Source organism: Brevibacillus porteri (assembly GCF_003013475.1).
GTDB classification, from domain to species: Bacteria; Bacillota; Bacilli; order Brevibacillales; family Brevibacillaceae; genus Brevibacillus; species Brevibacillus porteri.
In genome coordinates this window covers 70,137-90,132 of record NZ_PXZO01000011.1, presented here as the reverse complement: position 1 = coordinate 90,132, position 19,996 = coordinate 70,137, and the positions used below count along the sequence as shown (strand labels likewise).

At 49.6% G+C, this 19,996-nt stretch carries 15 protein-coding genes; all 15 read right to left on the bottom strand.

What is annotated here, in order from left to right; genetic code table 11:
• Positions 1-62: 62 nt before the first annotated feature.
• Positions 63-560, bottom strand: coding sequence for an SRPBCC family protein (locus C7R92_RS08455; RefSeq protein WP_106833907.1), 498 nt, complete (start codon positions 558-560; stop codon positions 63-65).
• A gap of 90 nt (positions 561-650) precedes the next feature.
• On the bottom strand, positions 651-1,997 hold the full coding sequence (gene accC / locus C7R92_RS08450) for an acetyl-CoA carboxylase biotin carboxylase subunit (protein ID WP_106833906.1): 1,347 nt from the start codon (positions 1,995-1,997) through the stop codon (positions 651-653).
• A gap of 14 nt (positions 1,998-2,011) precedes the next feature.
• Positions 2,012-2,461: an acetyl-CoA carboxylase biotin carboxyl carrier protein gene (locus C7R92_RS08445; protein WP_106833905.1), complete on the bottom strand. Its 450-nt coding sequence runs from the start codon at positions 2,459-2,461 to the stop codon at positions 2,012-2,014.
• 20 nt (positions 2,462-2,481) lie between these two features.
• Complete coding sequence (locus C7R92_RS08440) at positions 2,482-4,047, bottom strand: acyl-CoA carboxylase subunit beta (protein WP_106833904.1); 1,566 nt, start codon at positions 4,045-4,047, stop codon at positions 2,482-2,484.
• 4 nt (positions 4,048-4,051) lie between these two features.
• Positions 4,052-5,104, bottom strand: a complete 1,053-nt coding sequence (gene meaB / locus C7R92_RS08435) for a methylmalonyl Co-A mutase-associated GTPase MeaB (protein WP_069845177.1) — start codon at positions 5,102-5,104, stop codon at positions 4,052-4,054.
• Entirely contained in the window at positions 5,101-7,272 is a 2,172-nt protein-coding gene (gene scpA, locus C7R92_RS08430; RefSeq protein ID WP_106833903.1) for a methylmalonyl-CoA mutase, read from the bottom strand. Before scpA ends, meaB begins: the two co-directional genes overlap by 4 nt.
• Positions 7,272-9,395: a methylmalonyl-CoA mutase family protein gene (locus C7R92_RS08425; protein WP_106833902.1), complete on the bottom strand. Its 2,124-nt coding sequence runs from the start codon at positions 9,393-9,395 to the stop codon at positions 7,272-7,274. The genes scpA and C7R92_RS08425 overlap by 1 nt, the downstream gene beginning before the upstream one ends.
• Before the next feature lie 31 nt (positions 9,396-9,426).
• Complete coding sequence (gene accB, locus C7R92_RS08420) at positions 9,427-9,942, bottom strand: acetyl-CoA carboxylase biotin carboxyl carrier protein (RefSeq protein WP_106833901.1); 516 nt, start codon at positions 9,940-9,942, stop codon at positions 9,427-9,429.
• Positions 9,943-10,182: 240 nt separating this feature from the next.
• Complete coding sequence (locus C7R92_RS08415; RefSeq protein WP_167403194.1) at positions 10,183-10,830, bottom strand: TetR/AcrR family transcriptional regulator; 648 nt, start codon at positions 10,828-10,830, stop codon at positions 10,183-10,185.
• Positions 10,831-10,910: 80 nt separating this feature from the next.
• Positions 10,911-11,813: a M15 family metallopeptidase gene (locus tag C7R92_RS08410; RefSeq protein WP_106833899.1), complete on the bottom strand. Its 903-nt coding sequence runs from the start codon at positions 11,811-11,813 to the stop codon at positions 10,911-10,913.
• Between the two features lie 96 nt (positions 11,814-11,909).
• On the bottom strand, positions 11,910-13,487 hold the full coding sequence (locus tag C7R92_RS08405; protein ID WP_106833898.1) for a glutathione ABC transporter substrate-binding protein: 1,578 nt from the start codon (positions 13,485-13,487) through the stop codon (positions 11,910-11,912).
• 95 nt (positions 13,488-13,582) lie between these two features.
• Positions 13,583-14,554: a peptide-methionine (R)-S-oxide reductase MsrB gene (msrB, locus tag C7R92_RS08400; RefSeq protein WP_106833897.1), complete on the bottom strand. Its 972-nt coding sequence runs from the start codon at positions 14,552-14,554 to the stop codon at positions 13,583-13,585.
• Between the two features lie 174 nt (positions 14,555-14,728).
• Complete coding sequence (locus C7R92_RS08395) at positions 14,729-16,108, bottom strand: M20/M25/M40 family metallo-hydrolase (RefSeq protein WP_106833896.1); 1,380 nt, start codon at positions 16,106-16,108, stop codon at positions 14,729-14,731.
• A gap of 31 nt (positions 16,109-16,139) precedes the next feature.
• Complete coding sequence (locus tag C7R92_RS08390; RefSeq protein ID WP_106833895.1) at positions 16,140-18,155, bottom strand: S9 family peptidase; 2,016 nt, start codon at positions 18,153-18,155, stop codon at positions 16,140-16,142.
• A 5-nt stretch (positions 18,156-18,160) separates the two neighbouring features.
• Entirely contained in the window at positions 18,161-19,963 is a 1,803-nt protein-coding gene (locus tag C7R92_RS08385) for a S9 family peptidase (RefSeq protein ID WP_106833894.1), read from the bottom strand.
• Positions 19,964-19,996: the final 33 nt, after the last annotated feature.

Below are 19,996 nucleotides of genomic sequence, written 5' to 3'. Positions count from 1 at the left end.
CACGCAAAAGGGGGAAGAGATATCGAACAATCTCTGTCCCCCTTTTTTAAGCATGTACGTGTTTAGCCTTGATAGCTAATTTTTCCTGTTTCCACTAATTCTTTTAGTCCCATGAACATGAGATTCCAGCCGTGCTCCGAACCATCGTGATATTCTTTCAATGCTTGTTCGATATCTGCCTGCGTCCAATTTTCTTCATGGGGAACGACGATGTTTTGTGTAAAAGTCATTTCACATCCTTGCTGAGTATCTTTTAGCTCCACGATTAAGGTATCAGTTAATTCACTAAACTGCGGCATCTGAAAAGTAAAGACGATTTTCTTTGGACGATTCATTTCGATGTACTCTCCGATCGCGCGATAATCTTTCCCGTCTCGGTGATCAACAATTTCCCATGTCCCCCCTACTTGGGGGTTATTTTGTGCCACTTTATTGGTTCGCTCCAAGGTAAAAAACCATTTCTTCATCATCTCTTGATTCAGCCATGCATCAAACACTTTTTCAGGTGGGACATCAAAACTTCTGGTCATTTTTAGTGCAGTCGTTGAATACTCACTCATTTACATGGCTCCTTTTCACGGTTTTCCTCGTTTTATTATAAAGAAAAACAAGCCACGTTAACCCCGCAGCTTGTTCCCTCTTTTCTTTCTTTACAATTCCAGCGTATGTTTCTCCAAGAAGTTCGTAGCAAAATTCCCTGAGACAAAGTCAGGGTGCTCCAGCAGCTTCTCATGGAAAGGAACCGTCGTATGCACGCCCTCGATGACAAACTCACCTAGCGCCCGCTTCATACGAGCCAATGCTTCATTGCGATCTGTACCCCAAACGATCAGCTTGGCGACCATCGAATCATAGAAGGGAGAGATTTCGTAGCCGGGATAAACAGCACTATCCACGCGCACACCGTAACCCCCAGGCGGCAAGTAATTGACGACCTTACCTGGTGATGGCATAAAGTTTTTCGCAGGATTCTCCGCATTGATTCGGCACTCGATCGCCCATCCATTGATTTTCACGTCTTCTTGTGAAAAGGATAACGGATTGCCTGCTGCGACAGATATTTGTTCTTTGATCAAGTCGATTCCTGTGATCATCTCTGTCACGGGATGCTCTACCTGAATCCGTGTATTCATTTCCATGAAGTAAAATTGGCCATGCTTGTCGAGCAAAAATTCAACAGTACCCGCTCCGTGGTACGAAACCGCTTTGGCTGCCGCCACCGCAGCTTGCCCCATTTGCTCGCGCAGCGCTTGGTCTAGCGCAGGAGATGGCGCTTCTTCTACCAGCTTTTGATGACGTCGCTGAATGGAGCAATCCCGCTCTCCCAAGTACACTGCGCTGCCGTGCTTGTCGCCCATGATTTGAATCTCGACATGCCGTGGCTCTTCCACGTATTTTTCCAAGTACACGCCAGCGTTACCGAATGCCGTCTCCGCTTCTTTCTGGGCTTGCCGAATCGCCTTGGACAAGTCATCGGCATCAAAAGCGACCCGCATGCCTCTGCCGCCACCACCAGCCGTTGCTTTTACGATGACAGGATAGCCGATTTTCTCCGCCACCTGCAATGCCTCATCGATGTCATCAATCAAGCCGTCTGTGCCCGGGACTAATGGTACATTCGCTTGACTCATCGTTGCTTTTGCTACGGATTTGTCACCCATTTTTGTGATCGCTTCAGGATCGGGACCGATAAAGGTAATCGAGCAATCTTGGCAAAGCTGGGCAAACGAAGCGTTTTCCGCCAAGAAGCCATAGCCCGGATGGATAGCGTCTGCCTTCGTATAAAGAGCGACCGTCATAATCCGTGCCATGTTCAAATAGCTGTCCTTGGACGCCGTGGGTCCGATGCAATACGCTTCATCCGCCAATTCTACGTGCAATGCTTCCCGATCCGCCTCAGAAAAGACAGCGACTGTACGTATCCCTAGTTCCTGACAAGCGCGAATAATGCGGACAGCGATTTCGCCGCGATTGGCAATCAATACTTTCGTAAACATAGGCGCACTCCTTCCTACTGAGTTTTGACAACGAGCAATGCTCTTCCGTAATCGACAAATTGACCATCCACAACGAGAATTTCCGTAATAATGCCGCTAACTGGGGTCGTAATTTCGGCAGATAGCTGAAGAGCATCAGCCGTGCAGCGTCCAACTTTTTCGCCTACTTGAACAGTCTGCCCTACTGTCACTTCCGCATAGAACAGTCCTACTCCCGGCGACATGACTTGCTGTGTCACTTCCTTGGGTACCTCAGCAACGACATCGACGGACTCAGCAGTGGCGGCTGCCTCCTGATAGCCATGCTCCATTTCGCCCACCTGTACAGGCGCATGGACAGCCACGACTTCGACTGGTGCGCTTTTCTTGATCACGATGCGGGTCTTGCCCTTCTCCCATTCCAGCTCCTCAATGGAAGACTGATTCACCAGCTTGATGAATTCACGCAGCTCATGCAGCTTCATTGCACGATCAGAGCTCCTTTCTAAAGTGGGATATTCCCGTGCTTTTTGTACGGACGATCTTCTTGTTTATTTCTGAGCATTTCCAAGGCTTGCGCCACCTTTTGGCGGGTTTCGCGCGGATCGATGACATCATCCACCATCCCGAGACTTGCCGCGACATATGGGTTGGCGAACTTTTCTCGGTAGAGGGCAATTTTCTCTGCGCGAGTCGCAGCCGGGTCCTCACTTTGTTCAATTTCCTTTGCAAAAATGACGTTAGCTGCTCCCTCGGGACCCATGACGGCAATTTCTGCATTCGGCCAAGCATACACGATATCTGCACCAATGGACTTGGAGTTGAGCGCCACATACGCGCCTCCGTAAGCTTTGCGCAGAATCACGGTGATTTTGGGAACCGTTGCTTCTGAGTAAGCATACAAGATTTTCGCCCCATGACGGATAATCCCTCCGTGCTCCTGATTGATCCCCGGGAAAAAGCCAGAGACATCTTCAAAGGTCAACAGTGGAATGTTGAAGCAGTCGCAGAAACGGATGAACCGTGCCAGCTTATCCGATGAATGAATGTCCAGTCCGCCTGCCATGACCTTTGGCTGGTTGGCAATAATGCCGACACTGTGTCCATCGATACGCGCCAGACCGATAACGATATTGCGGGCAAAGTTCGGCTGTACTTCCATGAAATCACCGTGATCCACGATTTTTTCGATGACCTTGCGCACATCGTATACTTTGGTACTTTCAGCAGGTACTAGCTCCAAGAGCTCCTCTTGCCAACCATTATTCTCCTCTGCTTTTATCACAGGTGCGCGATCGCGATTGTTTTGTGGCAGGAAGCTGAGCAGCCTGCGTACTCCTTCCAATACTTCCTGTTCGGTCTCTGCCGTAAAATGGGCATTGCCGCTCACCGTCGAATGGACTTTGGCTCCGCCTAGATCCTCCGCGGATATTTTTTCACCTGTAACGGTTTCGATGACTTTTGGTCCTGTGATGAACATTTGACTCGTCTTCTCAACCATGAACACAAAATCCGTAATGGCTGGAGAGTAAACCGCTCCTCCTGCACACGGACCGAGAATGACAGAGATTTGTGGAATCACACCGGAGTAAATGGCATTGCGGTAAAAAATCGTGCCATAGCCATCCAGCGAGCTTACCCCTTCCTGAATGCGTGCTCCGCCAGAGTCGTTCAGACCGATAAAGGGAGCGCCATTTTTCGATGCCAAGTCCATCACCTTGGCAATTTTCATCGCGTGCATCTCACCCAGAGCTCCACCAAACACCGTGAAATCCTGCGCGAACAAATAGACAGGACGACCGTTGATTTTACCATAGCCCGTCACAACACCTTCGCCTGGTGCCTCCATCTGGTCGAGACCAAAATGCGTAGCACGATGCTCAACAAACGGGTTCAGCTCCATAAAGGTGTCTGGGTCAAGCAGTAGCTCGATACGCTCACGTGCGGTCAACTTACCGCGGTTATGTTGGGCATCGATACGAGCATCTCCGCCACCAAGCTGGATTTTATATTTCCGTTCCATCAATTCATCAATTTTCTCGTACATATTGTTGCTCATAAGGGCCACCATCTCTCTATTCCTTTTTCATGATCGCATTCTCGTAGATCGCCACTAATTGTTGCACGGCACTCGTCGGTGAAATCTCGCCACTCGCAACGGCTCCTTCAATGGAGGGAAGCAGCTCGGCTACTTGCTGGTTGCCGAAAAAGGTCGCGCGCAAGTAGTCCTGAGCCATACTGTGCATCCAATCGAGTAGCTGCGCTTTGCGTCTTGCCTCGAAGCCGCCTGATTGGATGGTGGTTTCACGAAATTGACCGATGACCTCCCAAATATCTTCAATGCCTTCCCCTGTCAGAGAAGAACACATATATGCCTTCGTTTCCCAGCCAGTGGTTGCCGGCTGCAAGTAATGCAGAACACGATTGTATTCACCTTTGGCGATCAAGGCACGTGTGCGATTTTCCCCATCGGCTTTATTAATCAGCAGCGCATCCGCGATTTCCATGATGCCTTTTTTGATTCCTTGCAGTTCATCGCCCGCCCCTGTCAGCATCAGCAGTAAAAAGAAATCAACCATGGACCTGACTGTCGTCTCACTCTGTCCAACCCCTACCGTCTCGACCAAAATCACATCATAACCTGCTGCCTCGCAGATCAGCATCGTTTCCCGCGTCTTCCGATTGACACCGCCTAGCGTGCCCCCCGTGGCAGAAGGTCGGATGAACGCCTGTGGATTGCGTGACAAAAGCTCCATCCGCGTCTTGTCGCCGAGAATGCTCCCGCGTGTAACCGTACTGCTCGGATCAACAGCCAATACAGCGACACGATGACCTTTTTCACAAAGCATACTGCCGAATGCTTCAATGAACGTGCTCTTGCCTGCACCTGGCACACCGGATATACCTATTCGTATGGATTGACCTGTATGAGGAAGCAGCTGCTTAATCACCTCTTGGGCCATATCCATATGAGCGGGAGCATTGCTCTCAACCAGCGTGATTGCCTGCGCCAAAACCGTTCGGTTACTATCTCGTACGCCTGTGACGTATTGATCCACTGATAAGCGCGGGAGACGTGCCTTGGAGGAAACGTTCAAGAAATTCTTGTCAGCCTTGCCCCCGGTCATTGTCCAGCAGCCTCCAGGCGATACACGATCTCTTGCAGAACGTGCTGGGCTGCTACAGGAATGACTGTTCCTGGCCCAAAGATAGCTGCGGCACCATGCTCTCGCAAAAAGGCGTAATCCTGCGCTGGTATAACACCACCTATGACCACAACAATATCCTCGCGTCCTAGCTTCTTGAGCTCTTCCACCAGTTGGGGCAGCAAGGTTTTATGCCCTGCCGCAAGCGAGCTGAAGCCGATCACGTGCACATCATTTTCTATCGCCTGCTTCGCTGTTTCCTCAGGTGTTTGGAACAACGGACCGATATCGACGTCAAAGCCTAAATCCGCAAAGGCAGTAGCAATTACTTTCGCGCCCCTGTCATGTCCGTCTTGACCCATTTTCGCGATCATAATACGGGGACGTCTGCCTTCCCACTGCTCGAATTCGTCTGCCATCTTGCGCACAGCCGCTACCTCATCGGCATCAGCGTATTCGGAACTGTAGACGCCGCTAATGGAGCGAATGACCGCCTTGTGTCTACCTACGACCTTTTCATAGGCATCCGATATTTCGCCCAAAGAAGCTCTTGCCCGCGCCGCTTCAATGGCCAGTTCCAACAGATTGCCTTCGCCTGATTTCGCACATTCCGTAATGGCTTGAAGAGTTACTTGCACTCTCGCCTCATCTCGGTTACTGCGCAGCTCCTGCAAACGTCTGATTTGCGCTTCCCGAACCGCTGTGTTGTCCACTTCGAGAATTTCCAGCGGATCTTCCTTGTCCAGACGGTATTTGTTCACGCCAATAATGGCTTCCTTCGCCGAATCGATATGTGCCTGACGGCGTGCAGCCGCTTCCTCGATCTTCATTTTCGGCAATCCCGTCTCTATTGCTTTTGCCATACCACCAAGTGCTTCGATCTCTTCGATGTGTGCCCACGCTTTTTCCACGAGCTGCGCAGTCAAGGACTCGACGTAATAAGAACCTGCCCACGGATCGACGACCTTGGTTATCTCGGTTTCGTCCTGCAAAAACAACTGTGTATTTCGCGCGATTCTGGCTGAAAAATCGGTCGGCAACGCAATCGCTTCATCCAGAGCATTCGTATGCAGAGATTGGGTATGCCCCAGAGCCGCGGCCATGGCCTCGATGCACGTCCGCACCACGTTGTTATACGGGTCCTGCTCCGTCAAACTCCATCCAGACGTTTGCGAATGCGTCCGCAGTGCCATCGACTTTTCGTTTTTTGGATGGAATTGCTTGATCAGATTGGCCCAAATCAGGCGGCCTGCACGCATTTTCGCGACTTCCATGAAGTAGTTCATGCCAATCGCCCAGAAAAATGACAGTCGTGGCGCAAACGCATCGATGTCGATGCCTGCTGCAAGGCCAGTACGAACGTATTCCAAGCCATCTGCCAACGTGTAGGCCAATTCAATATCCGCGGTCGCACCCGCTTCTTGCAGGTGGTAGCCTGAAATACTGATGCTGTTAAATTTGGGCATGTGCTTGGAGGTGTAGGCAAAAATATCGGAAATAATCTTCATCGACGCTTCTGGCGGATAAATGTAAGTATTCCGAACCATGTATTCCTTCAAAATGTCATTTTGGATCGTTCCGGTTAGCTCCGCCTGCGATACCCCTTGCTCTTCTGCTGCCACGATATAGAACGCCATAATAGGTAAAACGGCTCCGTTCATCGTCATGGAGACGGACATTTTATCGAGGGGAATGCCATCGAACAAAATTTTCATATCAAGAATGGAGTCAACTGCTACGCCTGCTTTCCCGACATCACCGACTACCCGGGGGTGATCAGAGTCATAGCCGCGATGTGTCGCGAGGTCGAAGGCAATCGACAGCCCTTTTTGTCCCGCAGCCAAATTCCGTCGGTAAAATGCGTTACTCTCTTCCGCCGTAGAAAATCCGGCATATTGGCGCACCGTCCAAGGCTGAGTTACGTACATCGTCGGATATGGTCCACGCGTATACGGTGGCAAACCAGGCATGTAGCCGAGGTGATCCATGCCCTCCACATCTTCCATGGTGTAAAGAGGTTTTACAGGGATCTGCTCCAGCGTCTGCCACATTTGCTCGTTTCCTAGTGGGTTTGCACCCAGTTGGGGAAACAAATCAGACACATCTCGTTTGGACTGATAAGCCATTTTTGAAAAATCAGGTCGCTTCATTATGAGCTCACTCCTATCCGCTCCTGAAGTTCTCGCAACATCTCGTAGCAATTGGAACGCATGTGAATGCAATCATCTACACCGGCCGCCTTAAAAGTAGCCAGCTGCTCCGCGTCAGGCAAGCCAGCCAGCAGAACCGTCATCTGAGCTACACGTTGCTTGATTGCTTGCGCCAAAGGTGGAGCCTGTTCTGGATAACTCGCATCGTCCGAACAAATGACCGTGATCAACGCACCCGATGCCACCGCAGCTTCGGCCGCCTCTACAGTGGTAGAGAATGCTTGCTGACGCAATACGTCAAAGCCGCCAACTGCAAAAAACTCTGATGCGAAATCTGCCCGTGCCTTATGCTTTGCCACTGAACCCATCATAGCCAAGAACACAGTCGGTCTCTTGCCTGTCGTTTTCAAGAAATCATCTGCCTGTATTCTCAAGGATTCAAAGCGTTCGGATGCCCGGTGAATACGGAGTGGTTGGATGATTGTCTCCACTGAATCTTCACGTTTCATGGCTTTTGCGATATCACCCACAGTCGCTCCATGAAGCACTGCTTTTACTGCACGTCCCACGAACTCCTCCGTATGATTCGCCAACTCATCGAGGGCTGCGGAGACGAGAGTCGCGTTTTGTTTCAATCGAAGGGATCGTGCTTCCGCTGCTCGCTCTTCGTGAATGCTCAGAAGACTCTCGGCCTGCAGTGGCTGCTCAGCCGAATTGGCATACATGTTGGTTCCAACCAAACGCTTTTTACGCGTATCGATGCTCGTTGCCTTTTGATCCGCGATCTGGGCAATCAAGCCTTGTGGGAAGCCTGCTTCTAAGGCGCTCAGCATGCCACCTTGCGCTTCTACCTGCCGGAACAATTCCCATGCTTTTTTCGCTAATGCATCTGTGAGCCATTCTACGTACCAAGAACCTCCCGCAGGGTCGATCACTTTTGCCAAATGCGCTTCTTCTTGCAAAATGATTTGCGTATTTCTGGCGATTCTTCTTGAAAACGCATTGGCAGGGCGTATGGCTTCGTCAAATGCGGATACATGCAGACTGTCTGCTCCACCAATGACAGCTGAGAACGCTTCTGTCGTGGAGCGCAGCATATTGACATACGGATCGTAAATCGTCTTTGTCCAGGCCGAAGTTCTGGCGTGAATCGTCATCTTTTGAGCTTCCGTTGAACCACCGTAGGCTGCCACGATGTTTGACCAGAGCATTCTTGCAGCACGCAGCTTCGCGATTTCCATAAAGACGTCTGAACCGATCGAATATGAGAACTGCATCCGTGTTGCAACTTCCTCTATGGACAGTCCCCTCTCAAGCATCGCTTGCAAATAGTCGACACCTGTGGACAGTGAAAAAGCCAGTTCGGTTACTGCGTTTCCGCCGCCGTCCTGATAAGGATTGCTTTGAACCAAGATCGTTTTCAGCGCGGGCGCATGATCGTTTGCCCATTTCGTCATGCTTGCCATGGCGTTATAAGCTGTCTGTAAGGAACAAGGGAGCTTGCCCTCTGTGAGAAGAACCGCTACAGGGTCTTGCCCGATGCAACCTCGAAGTTCGGAGACTTGCTGGCCTGTCGCTTCAACATGTGCCAAGATGAGTGAAAGAATGGGCAAGCCTAGCGCTCCCGTGTTCACGTAAAGAGGGATCTCTGAAAGCTTCACCCCTTGAAGTGCCTGCTCTACATCCTCTCTGCAAAAAACAGATACGCCTTTGTGACCAATCGAATCTGGCAATGCTTCGTCCGGATCAAGTCCATCCAATGTCGCTTGATCCACCAGCAGATGTAGCATCGTTTGCCCGCGCTCCAAATCGTCTACGGCTGCCTGATTGAACGCCTCGGCACTCGTTTCGATGATTTCCTGACAGACATGCCATTTGTGTTCCTTTTGCTCGCCATGCTGTTGATTCCCTCTATGAAAAGGTGCCTCGCCTGGTAGCGCTTCCAGATGCGGAAATGTTTTGACATCTTCGTACCGATAGATGGGCTGGCGAACAATCCCCTCGTACGAATGCGTCAGTAACTTGGCATCAAAAGATGCACCCTTTAGCGATTTTTCTGCCGCCTCCCGCCATTGCTCGTACGTGGGAACGGAGAATTCCTTGAACCATGTATGTTTGCTCACTCTTCCAGTCCTCCCCTTAAAAGCTGCTCCATTACGCTTGCTTCACCAGGAATAACGGCTGTCCATGCTCGACCAACTGACCGTTTTCCACCAAGACTTGGACAATCTCTCCTTTTACTTCTGCTTCAATCTCGTTAAACAGCTTCATGGCCTCGACAATACAGACAATGGTAGTTGGCTCTACCCGATCATTTATGGATACGTATGGTGCTGCGTCAACGGCTGGTGCTGCATAGAAGGTTCCAACCATGGGTGAAGTGATTTTGTACAAGTTTTCCGTCACTTCCGCTGATTTCTGAGGGGATTCCACAGGGACCTTTTCGACCGGACGCTCAATCATTTCTTTTTTAGGCAAAGGGACAACGGATGCCGCCGTCACGATTGGCGCGCTTTTTGTTTGTACGGGAGTCTGGTGTATGGCTGTGACTTGATTCCCATTTCTTCGTTTGATTCGCAATGAAGAATCTTCATCATTTACCTCAAAAGATTCTATGTCTGTCTGCTCCAATAGCTTCACAAGTTCTCGTAATTCGTAAATGGTAAGCACGACTATTCCTCCCCTGTTCCCGAATCTGACTGGTACACTCTCACGAACCGACTAGTTGGTCTGCTGTGATTGCGCAAGACCGACCAGTTGGTCTTTTTGATATTATAACAAATGTCAGAATACTAGTACAGACCAACCAGTTGGTCTGATCGAAGAATATGATAAGGGACCATCAAGCGACTATGCCCCTGTCTCCTATCGAAAAGCTTGAGTGTAGCCGCATGATCCTTGTTAGCACACCTACAATGGATGGAAGGAATTTCCTTCTGATTGCAGGAAAAAACGTTGAAATGACGGGTTTTCCATCGATTCTGATTTCAAAACGGAATGAAGAACCATATCTGCATAAATATCCGCGATTTGCTCGATCGAGTACGTCCCTGACTTTTGATACCACTTGTAAATCCAGTTCACCATGCCAAAGATAGCCATGGACACAATCGGCACAGGCAGCTCCGGGCGGAACTCACCCGATTCGATTCCGTCCGAAATGACGGTGAACATGATTTTTTTATAGCGATCCCGTTTTGTTTCAATATCCGTGTAGTACTCTGGTGCTAAAAACAGACTCTCCTGATAAAAGATCGTAACCTGCGAGCGGTACAGATCAATCATCATAACGAAGGATTTTACGATTGCTTGGAGTCGCTCTGTCGGGGTGTCCCACTTCTCGTAAGCTTCCTCTGCTTTCTCCAGCACATACGTAATAAATTGATCATGAATGATATAGAGGAGTTCATCTTTTGATTTGAAGTTGTGATAAAATCCTCCCTTCGACGTGCCGCTTTCTTTCACAATTTGATCCACAGTCACTTTGTGGTAGCCATTTGCTTCAAACAAGCGCATGGATGTTTCAATAATACGTTCTCTGATTGATTTTTCGGCCATTATCTTCACCCGTGACCATTATAGCATAACTACATAGCAAAAACGCCGATTCTCTTCGGTGAGAGATCGGCGTTTCTTCCTTAATTCGTTGGTGTGGAAACAGGCACGGCACCTGAATATTCTTCGAGGGTAATCCCTTTTTCTCCAATTTCTTGCGCAATCTCGGCACCTACATAGCGCAAATGCCACGGCTCATAAATATAGCCAGTAATCGCGTCTTTTCCCTCTGGGTAGCGAATGATAAATCCAAACTTCTCGACGTTTTCATCCAGCCACTTCGCTTCTTTTGTTCCGGCAAAGCAGCTCGTTGCTGCGCATTTGCCATCCTTACCGGAGACGTCAATCGCGAGTCCCGTCTCATGCTCACTCGTCCCAGGAACGGCACTGTAAGTCCGTGCCTTCTCTACGCCGTCTTTTTTTACATAGCGATTAAACAGCGATTTCTGGTAGGCGTGGGAGCGATAGGCAGATACGCCAGCCAACTGGACGCCGTCAGCCTGGGCTGCCGCAAATAACTGTTCAAGCGCACCAGCTGCTTCTTTGCGCATTTTTCGTTTCTCGCTCTTTTCCGGGAGCAGGTAAGGAACGTTCGGAAACACTAAATCATTTGGCTGATAGTTCTCTGGAAGTTTGCGTTGTTTGTTCACCAGTACAGCAACACTCTCAGGCTCCCCCACGACCTCGATGTCCGGGAACGACAGCTCAGGTGGCTGACCCGCTGGTGGCTTTTCTGCCGGCTTCGTTTCCGTTGGCTTCGCTTTCTGGGGTTGCTCCGGTTGTTCTTGCTTTGGTGTTTCAGCCGGTGAAGGCGTGGTCTCTTCTTTTGGCTTCACTTCTTCTTTCTTTGGAGGAGTTGGCGTCTCCACGGATGGTGGTGTCTGTGGTTCTTGTGGAGCAGCTGTACTGTTACATCCAGACAACACAAATGTCATGGCCGTTACGAGTACGAGCGGATGCAAAAGTCGGTGTCGAAAACTTCTCATTGTAACGTTCCTTTCGTTTTGGAGCTGATCCAATTATGTAGGTAATAAAAGTACGTACTTATTATGACATAATTGACCGACGTTTCGTTACATGTTTTATCGAGAAATCACGACCTGATCGACATTCAGGTAACCCGCTGGACTGATGGAGAAGCCCTGAATATGGTTGCTAATCACAGCTAAATTCTCCAGATTGCGAATCGGCACGACCAAAGCATCTTGCAGCTCCACTTCTTGAGCTTTCGCGTAGATGGCGAGTCTTTTGGCAGGATCTGTTTCGATACGACCAGCCTCGATGAGACGATCCAGCTCGGGATTGCTGTATTGAAAACTGTTGCCAGCCCCACCACCCGATGTATGAAATAAATTGTATTGATTGTAGTCGGCATCCCCGGTTACATTTGCCCAGCCACTGACAAAAATCTCATGATCCTTCGTTTTCTCAATGGTTCGGACAAACACATCGTAGCTAACGACTTTTAGCTCCGCGTCGATGCCGATCCCTTTTAATTGCGACCGTATTACTTGGGCAACCAAGATTCGGTCCCGTCTGTTGTAGGTAATCATTTGAATAGGAAAACCATTTGGATAGCCCGCCTCTGCGAGCAAACGACGCGCTTGGTTGATGTCGTACTGGTAGCTTTTCACAGTCGGACTGTAGCCGAACACATGCGGTCCAATCGGTGAGTTCGCCTTGGTTCCCACATTGTTATACACCCCTTTAATGATTGCTCCCGTCTCGATCGCCATACTGATGGCTTTCCTCACACGGATATCATTCAGTGGTGGACGTGAAACATTAAACCCCATAAACTCCGTCCCGAGCGCATCACTGCGGTACACCCGCATCTGGTTGGACGCTTGAATCCGATCCAGCTCCATGACAGGGATGGACTCTGCAATATGTGCTTCTCCATTCTCGACCATCGCAATGCGAGCCGCATCATCTGGAACAACCTTGAAGACGACTTGATCAAGCGTAGCAGCCTCGCCCCAATAGGACTGGTTTTTGCTCAACGTAATTTGACTGCCAGGCTCCCATGATTGGAACTGATAAGGGCCAGTACCAACCGGGTGATGCGATAACTCCCGTCCGTATTTATCGATCGTAGTAGGGCTGATGATGCTCCCCTCATGACTGGCCAAAATAGAAAGCAAAGGCGCAAATGGCTTATGAAGGATGAATTGCACTCTGTACGGATCGATGACCCTTACCTGCTTTACTTTTTCGAACATGGCAGCCCGAGGAGAAGCCACTGCTGGATTTAATACACGATCAAATGTTTTCTTAACCGCCTGTGCATGAAAGGGAGTCCCATCGTGAAAAACAACACCTTGTCGGAGAGTAAACTCCCAAGTAAGATCGTCGATTTGTTTCCATGACGTTGCCAGCTGTGGCTGAATGTTCATGTTCCGATCTCGTTTAACGAGCCCTTCATACACTTTTCCTTGGACGACACTCGCCTCATTAATCGTCAAAATAAAGTGGGGATCGAGATTTGCGGCATCCGACATACGTGCAATGATTAACGTCCCACCCTCAACAACGTTTTGGGGTGTCGGTACGATTTGATTGCTGTGAGGCGGCTCCTGACCGAAAGAACAGCCTGCTATAGCCATGATTGCTGCGAGTAACAGTCCAATTAGTCTGTGAAAGGATGTCTGCGTGTACATTGGACCCTCCCTGCATGCTCTTATGTTTGCCTAGTTGTATGTTTAGCAAAAAGACCGCCTTCTCCCATGTTTCCCAGAGAGTAGCGGTCCACGCACTATTCTTTTTCAAATAATCGTTGAAACTCCCCGAAGCCTTCTTCCTCCAAACGATCCTTCGGAATGAAGCGCAAGGCGGCTGAATTGATGCAATAGCGCAATCCATTTTCTCCAGGTCCGTCCTCGAAAACGTGGCCGAGATGAGAATCTGCATCTTTGCTGCGAATCTCTGTACGAATCATATTATGTGTCAAATCCACATGCTCGGTTACGTTTTCCTCTTGCAATGGCTGGGTAAAGGATGGCCACCCGCAACCGGAATCGAACTTGTCCAAGGAACTGAACAAAGGCTCGTTGGAGACGATATCTACGTAGATGCCCTCTTCCTTATGATCCCAGAATTCGTTCGTAAATGGACGTTCTGTCCCGTTATTTTGCGTCACCTCGTACTGGAGCGGAGTCAAGATTTTTTTCAATTCTTCTTGCTTCGCACGGTCGCGCCATGCTTCCTTGGTGAATTTCGCTCTGCCTGATGCCGCCCGATAGTATTGGTAGCGAACCGAATTTTTCTTATAGTAGTCCTGATGATATTCCTCCGCCGGATAGAACGGCTTGGCTGGCAAAATCAGCGTTGCAATGGGCTTTTGGAAACGACCGCTCGCATCCAGCTCTTGCTTGGATTTCAACGCAAGCCTTTCTTGCTCTTCATTATGATAGAAGATCGCTGGCGCATACGATTGACCTCGATCACCGAATTGACCACCAGCGTCAGTCGGGTCGATTTGTCTCCAAAACATTTGCAGCAATTCCTCGTATGTGATGAGCGACGGATCATATGTGATTTGGACCGCTTCATAGTGTCCCGTCGTATCAGAGCATACCTGTTCATAGGTTGGGTTTTCGACATGACCGCCTGTATAGCCGGAGACGACTTTTTCAATGCCTGGCATCTTGTCAAACGGACTGACCATGCACCAGAAGCACCCGCCAGCAAAGGTTGCGATTTCGAATGGATGTGTATCGCTGTTCACGCATTTCGCCTCCTGTAAATGTATGTACATTATCATTTACGATTGTACATGGTTTGCAAAAGCAAAGTCCACTCTGGAAGTGCTGCGAGAAGGTTCCAAATAGGAAAGGAGACCTTTTCACCTGAAAGGTCCCCTTTTCGCTATAGAATTGCCTGATTCTTCACTCGTATGTCGCTACTCTGACAGCGCTTTGGCAAATCCAGAGAGCATGACAACCATATGGGCAATACCTTCCTCGAAGTCTTTCAAACGGATAGATTCGTTCGGTGCATGTACTTTGCAGCCAACCCAGCCTACTCCTGTACTAACAACAGGAAGCTTCAGCTGTTCACCGAAAATATACATCGGCCCCGTGCCTGCCGCGTTTGGAGAAAGCACTGGTTCATGTTCGTAAATGACGCGAGCCGAATCCAGCACGTGAGCAACAAATGGATGGTGGAAATCGGAACGGTACGCTTTTTGTCCGTTAATCATGGTGACGGTGATATCCGTAAAACCATGCTTCTCCAAATGGTTCTCGATACAATTCATGATGTGCTGTGGATCTTGTCCTGGGACAAGGCGGCAATCCAACTTGGCCTTCGCGCTTTTCGGCAGTACCGTTTTCGCACCCTCTCCTGTATAGCCGCTATCCAGACCGCAAATGGTCATAGTCGGGTGAAAAACCATGGCTTCTCGTGGGTCCACGCTGTTTGCTGCGGTAATCAGTGGGCGTTTCAAACCGTATAGCGCTGCTGTCGCCTCTTCACTGAACGGCAATTCGGAAACGACTTTCTTTTCATCCGCTGTCGGTTCCTCGATCCCGTCAAAGAAGCCTTCGACCAAAATCTCGTTTTGCTGATTTTTCATCGTCGCCAATGCCTGGACCAAGCGCCATGCTGCATTGTCTACATACGCACCGACAGAGGAATGCATGTCGATCTTTGCCCCAACGCATGTCAGCTCAAGGTACGCCATTCCTTTGATCCCGGCAACCATGCTGATTCGCTCATTTTCGTCCTTTCCACCGAATTCCCAAATGCAGGCATCCGCCTGGAAAAGATCCTTGTACTCTCGAAGATATGGCTCCAGATTCGGGCTGCCGATCTCTTCTTCTCCTTCGATCAGGAACTTGATGTTGCAAGGCAAACCGCCCGCTTGCTGCTGCAAAATGTGAATCGCCGTCAGACGCGCAACGAGGTCACCTTTATTGTCGGCAGCACCACGTGCATACAGCTTTCCATCGATGATCGTAGGGTCAAACGGCTCCGTGCTCCACTCATGAAACGGCTCAGGTGGTTGAACATCGTAGTGATCGTAAAACAGAATCGTTTTGCTGGCGTCTCCTTCACTGCCTGCTGCAAAAAACGCATACACGACTGGATTGCCGCCAAGATTGTCGAGTACCTTTGTCTCTCCGCCAACCTCATGAATCATCTTGACCACGTATTCAACTGTCTCTGGGATGGCCTTATGCTGCGCGGACACAGTAGGAAATCTCAAATATTGCTTCAGCTTCTCGATTGCTTGTGGCAAATTTTCTTGCACGATACCTATTACTTGTTCTTTGTTCACGATCGGGCACCTCCTATCGACATTTAGCTGCCTATTCGATTTTCTCTTCTTGGTGTGCAACCAAATAGCTGTCAAACCAGTCTGTCGTATATTGCAGTCTCAACACGCGTTGTTCAGGATCACCACTGCGGGATAGTTCATGACTGGCACCCGGGAAACGGACAAATGACACCGGGGCCTTACCTTGATGCTTCAATGTTACATAAAGCTGCTCGGCCTGTTCGATTGGGCAACGGTAGTCATGTTCCCCATGCATGATCAGCAGTGGCGTCTCTATGTTCTCTACCAAGCGAATCGGTGAATGCTGCCACATTTTTTCCGGATTCGTGAATGGATTTGCCTGAATCTCTTCGGCAGTGAAGTAATATCCGATATCACTGACACCGTAAAAGCTTACCCAGTTGCAAATACTCCGATCTGTCACACCCGCTTTGAATCGATTGGTTTTACCGACGATCCAGTTCGTCATGAAGCCACCGTAGCTGCCGCCTGCGACACCCAAGCAGTCCTCATCGACAAAATCGAAATGATCGCATGCATATTGCACGGCCGTCATCAAATCGCGATAATCGTTCCCTCCATAGTCTCCGCAGCACGCCTGAACAAAACGCTCTCCGTAGCCAAAGCTCCCTCTCGGATTTGTATAGAGTACGGCGTAGCCTTTTGCAGCGAGCAGCTGGAACTCATGGAAAAACGTATTTCCGTACATAGAGTGAGGCCCGCCATGAATTTGCAAAACCATCGGATATTTTTTTCCTTCTTCAAAACCGACAGGCTTAAGCATCCAACCGTGCAGCTTCCAGCCATCCATCGCGACAAACTCCATTTCTTCAGGAACAGGGAGCTCGATGCCTGCAAATAGCTCTTCGTTCAGCGCTGTCAAACGTTTTTCTTCGCCGTCTTTCAGACTTACTTGATACAAGTCTCCGGGCGTAAACGGATCACTGATGGCAGCAACCACCGTTTGTTCGTTTTCATGCAGCGAAAAGCCGTAAATATTCCGGTTGCCCGCTACAACACTCTTGACTTGTCCGTCCAGCGTTACGTGATAAATGCCAGAATTTCCTCGTTCGCTGGCGATGAAATACATGCCTCTTCCGTCCGCTGTCCATACAGCCCCTGGATTCGGGTGACCTGGCGAGCGCATGTCTCCGATAGTGGAATCGCCAACCTGAACGTCCCAATCCGCTGTGATGCAAGTATAGTCGCCCTTTTCCAAATCATATACCCAGATGCGCTTCTGTGCTGCGTACAAATGTGTGTCCAATTCACTTCCGATATACGCTAGCTTGTTCCCATCATGTGACCAGGTTGGATAAGCAAAAGTCCCCTTGCTTTTGGTCAGCTTTTTCCATTCTCCCCCTTCAGAAGGGATGAGAAAAACGTCAACGCTATGCTGAAAATCAGGGTCTTCTGCTCGGTTCGCCGTAATGGCGAGCCATTTTCCGTCCGGCGACCAGGAGCCAAACGTATGATTGTACGGGCCATCGCTGAGTGGAGTAACCTCGCCTGTTTCTACTTGAACAATGGCCAGCTGCTTGTTTTTCTCGTAAATGAACCCGAGATCATCGGATTTGTACTTCATTCTTCCGACATGAATGGCTTTGGCCTTTTCTTTTTCCTCGGTTCCCTCGAGGTCTGCGAATGTTTCACCCTCATCCAGGATCGACGAGAAGACAATGTATTTGCCGTCAGGTGACCAAGTCGGATTGCTGACGCCGTTTTTGCAACGCGTGAGCTGCCTTGCTTCTCCTCCCTTTGCATCGATCAGCCAAATCTGTGGTTTTCCAGATCGATTCGAAACAAAGCTAATCTTTGAACCATCCGGCGACCAGCGCGGAAAGGTGTCGCGGAAGCCAGACGTCAGGGGCTGTGGATCATCTACATCCAATTTGCGTAACACCAAGTGATTTTGGTAAGCGTAGGACTCATCGATGAGATTTTCCACATAGGCAAGCGTTTTTCCGTCTGGTGATAGCTGTGGATCGCTCGCGTACCGCATTTGATACAAATCTTCAGCCGTTATGCCTCTTTTTACTTGCGTCATCCTAATCACTCCTCGATTTTATTGGTGGATGCCAGTTGCTCCAAAAAGAACTGGGAAATTTTTTGATTCAACGTGATGTGATTGTCCAGCTTTTCGGTAAAGTGGCCTTCATCCTCAAAAATGTGCAAATCGACTTCTTGTCCCCTGCCTCTCATGTCTGCTACGAGCTGCTCTGCTTCGCTGACAGGAACACGCGTATCATTGCGCCCGTGGAATACGAGAAGCGGAGCCGAGATCTTATGGGAATGATTCAAAGGAGCAATTTCTTCAAAAAAGTCATCGTCTTCGCCGAGGAACCCGTACTCCACCTCACGCAATCTCCGTCTCCATGCCCCGGTGTTCTCCAAAAAGGTTTTGAAGTGGGAAATCCCTACAATATCAACACCTGCGGCCCACAGGTCAGGGTAATGCGTGAGTGCCGCCAGTGTCATGAAGCCTCCGTAGCTGCGACCCATGATGCCGATCGCCTTCGGGTCAACGCTTGGGCGATTGCCTAAATCTTTGACCAGCCAAGCCAAATCGGCTACAGAATCCATCCGCTTGCGGCGATCATCGAGCTGGACATATTCCCGACCGTAGCCCATGCTGCCGCGAACATTCGGTGCTACCACCGTAAAGCCTTCGTTTGCCAAAAACTGAAAAACGGGATGATACTCCGGTCGAATTTGGCTCTCTGGCCCGCCATGGACGTAGACGACGACTGGTTTTATCTCTGCATCATTAGATGTATCTTTGGCATAGAGGAAATACGGTACTTCCAAGCCATCAAAAGAGGGAAAGCTGCACAATTTGGGCTCGATGAGTTTATCTTCCAGCGCATCGGATTGACCAATGTTCGTCACACGTCTGCTGGTTTGCTCCGAAATGGTATACGTCCAGATGTCGCCTGGAAGTGTAGGACTTTTCAGTGTATAGGCGAGCTGATCATCACTCACCCACGCCAAGGAAGAGATCACTCCATGTGGTGCTTCCTCCACCCGCTCCCAGCGTTGCTCTGTCAAAGAATAGAGAGCAAGAACGGAGTAGCCTCCTTCATTGATCGTGAAGGCAAGTCGCTTCTCATCTGGAGATAATTTGACCTCCTCAATTTCCCATTTCGCATCGTGCACCAGTTTGTTCAGCTCTCCTGTATGCAGTGAAAAGCGGCACAACACTTTTGTGTTTTCATCGCGGTCGGTTACGAGATATCCCGTTTGGCCGTCTTTTGACAGTACCAAGGAATGATAGCGCGCATGTTTGCTGCAAATGGCGAGCTTTTGCGCTTCCTTCGTTTGCAGATTCAACACATACAGACAATTGTCAATGTTGGTCTCCTGTACGCTGAAAATGAGTCCTGTCCCGTCTGGCAGCCAGCCGATTGGATCTGTGCGCCCATCAGAGCGAAAGACTTCCTCATACGCACCACTCTCGACATCCTGTACAAAAATATCAAAGCTGCGCGGATTGCGACGATTGCTGGACCACGCGATCTTTTGCCCACACAAAGACCAGCCTCCTAAATAGTGAAAATAATCGGGAGCGTCTGTCAGCGGCTTCACGACTGCACCATTTTCCGTTAGCAAAAAAAACTGTTGCCGCTCGTCTCCCTTGTTGTCCATCCCCACAATCGTTTTCGTTCCGCACGGGGAATGGTCAACTGCTACCACACGATCAGGCAAAAAGGTCACTTGCTCCGAGCGGTTGGAATCTTCATTCCAGCGCCACAACTGCGCGATACCTGTCTGCTTCGTTAAAAAGGTAATCTCTCTACGCTGCGGTACCACCTTCAATTGATACGCGGATTTCACTTGCAGATAGTCCAAAATCAAGAGAAATCATCCTTTCCTCTTTTGCTAGATGTA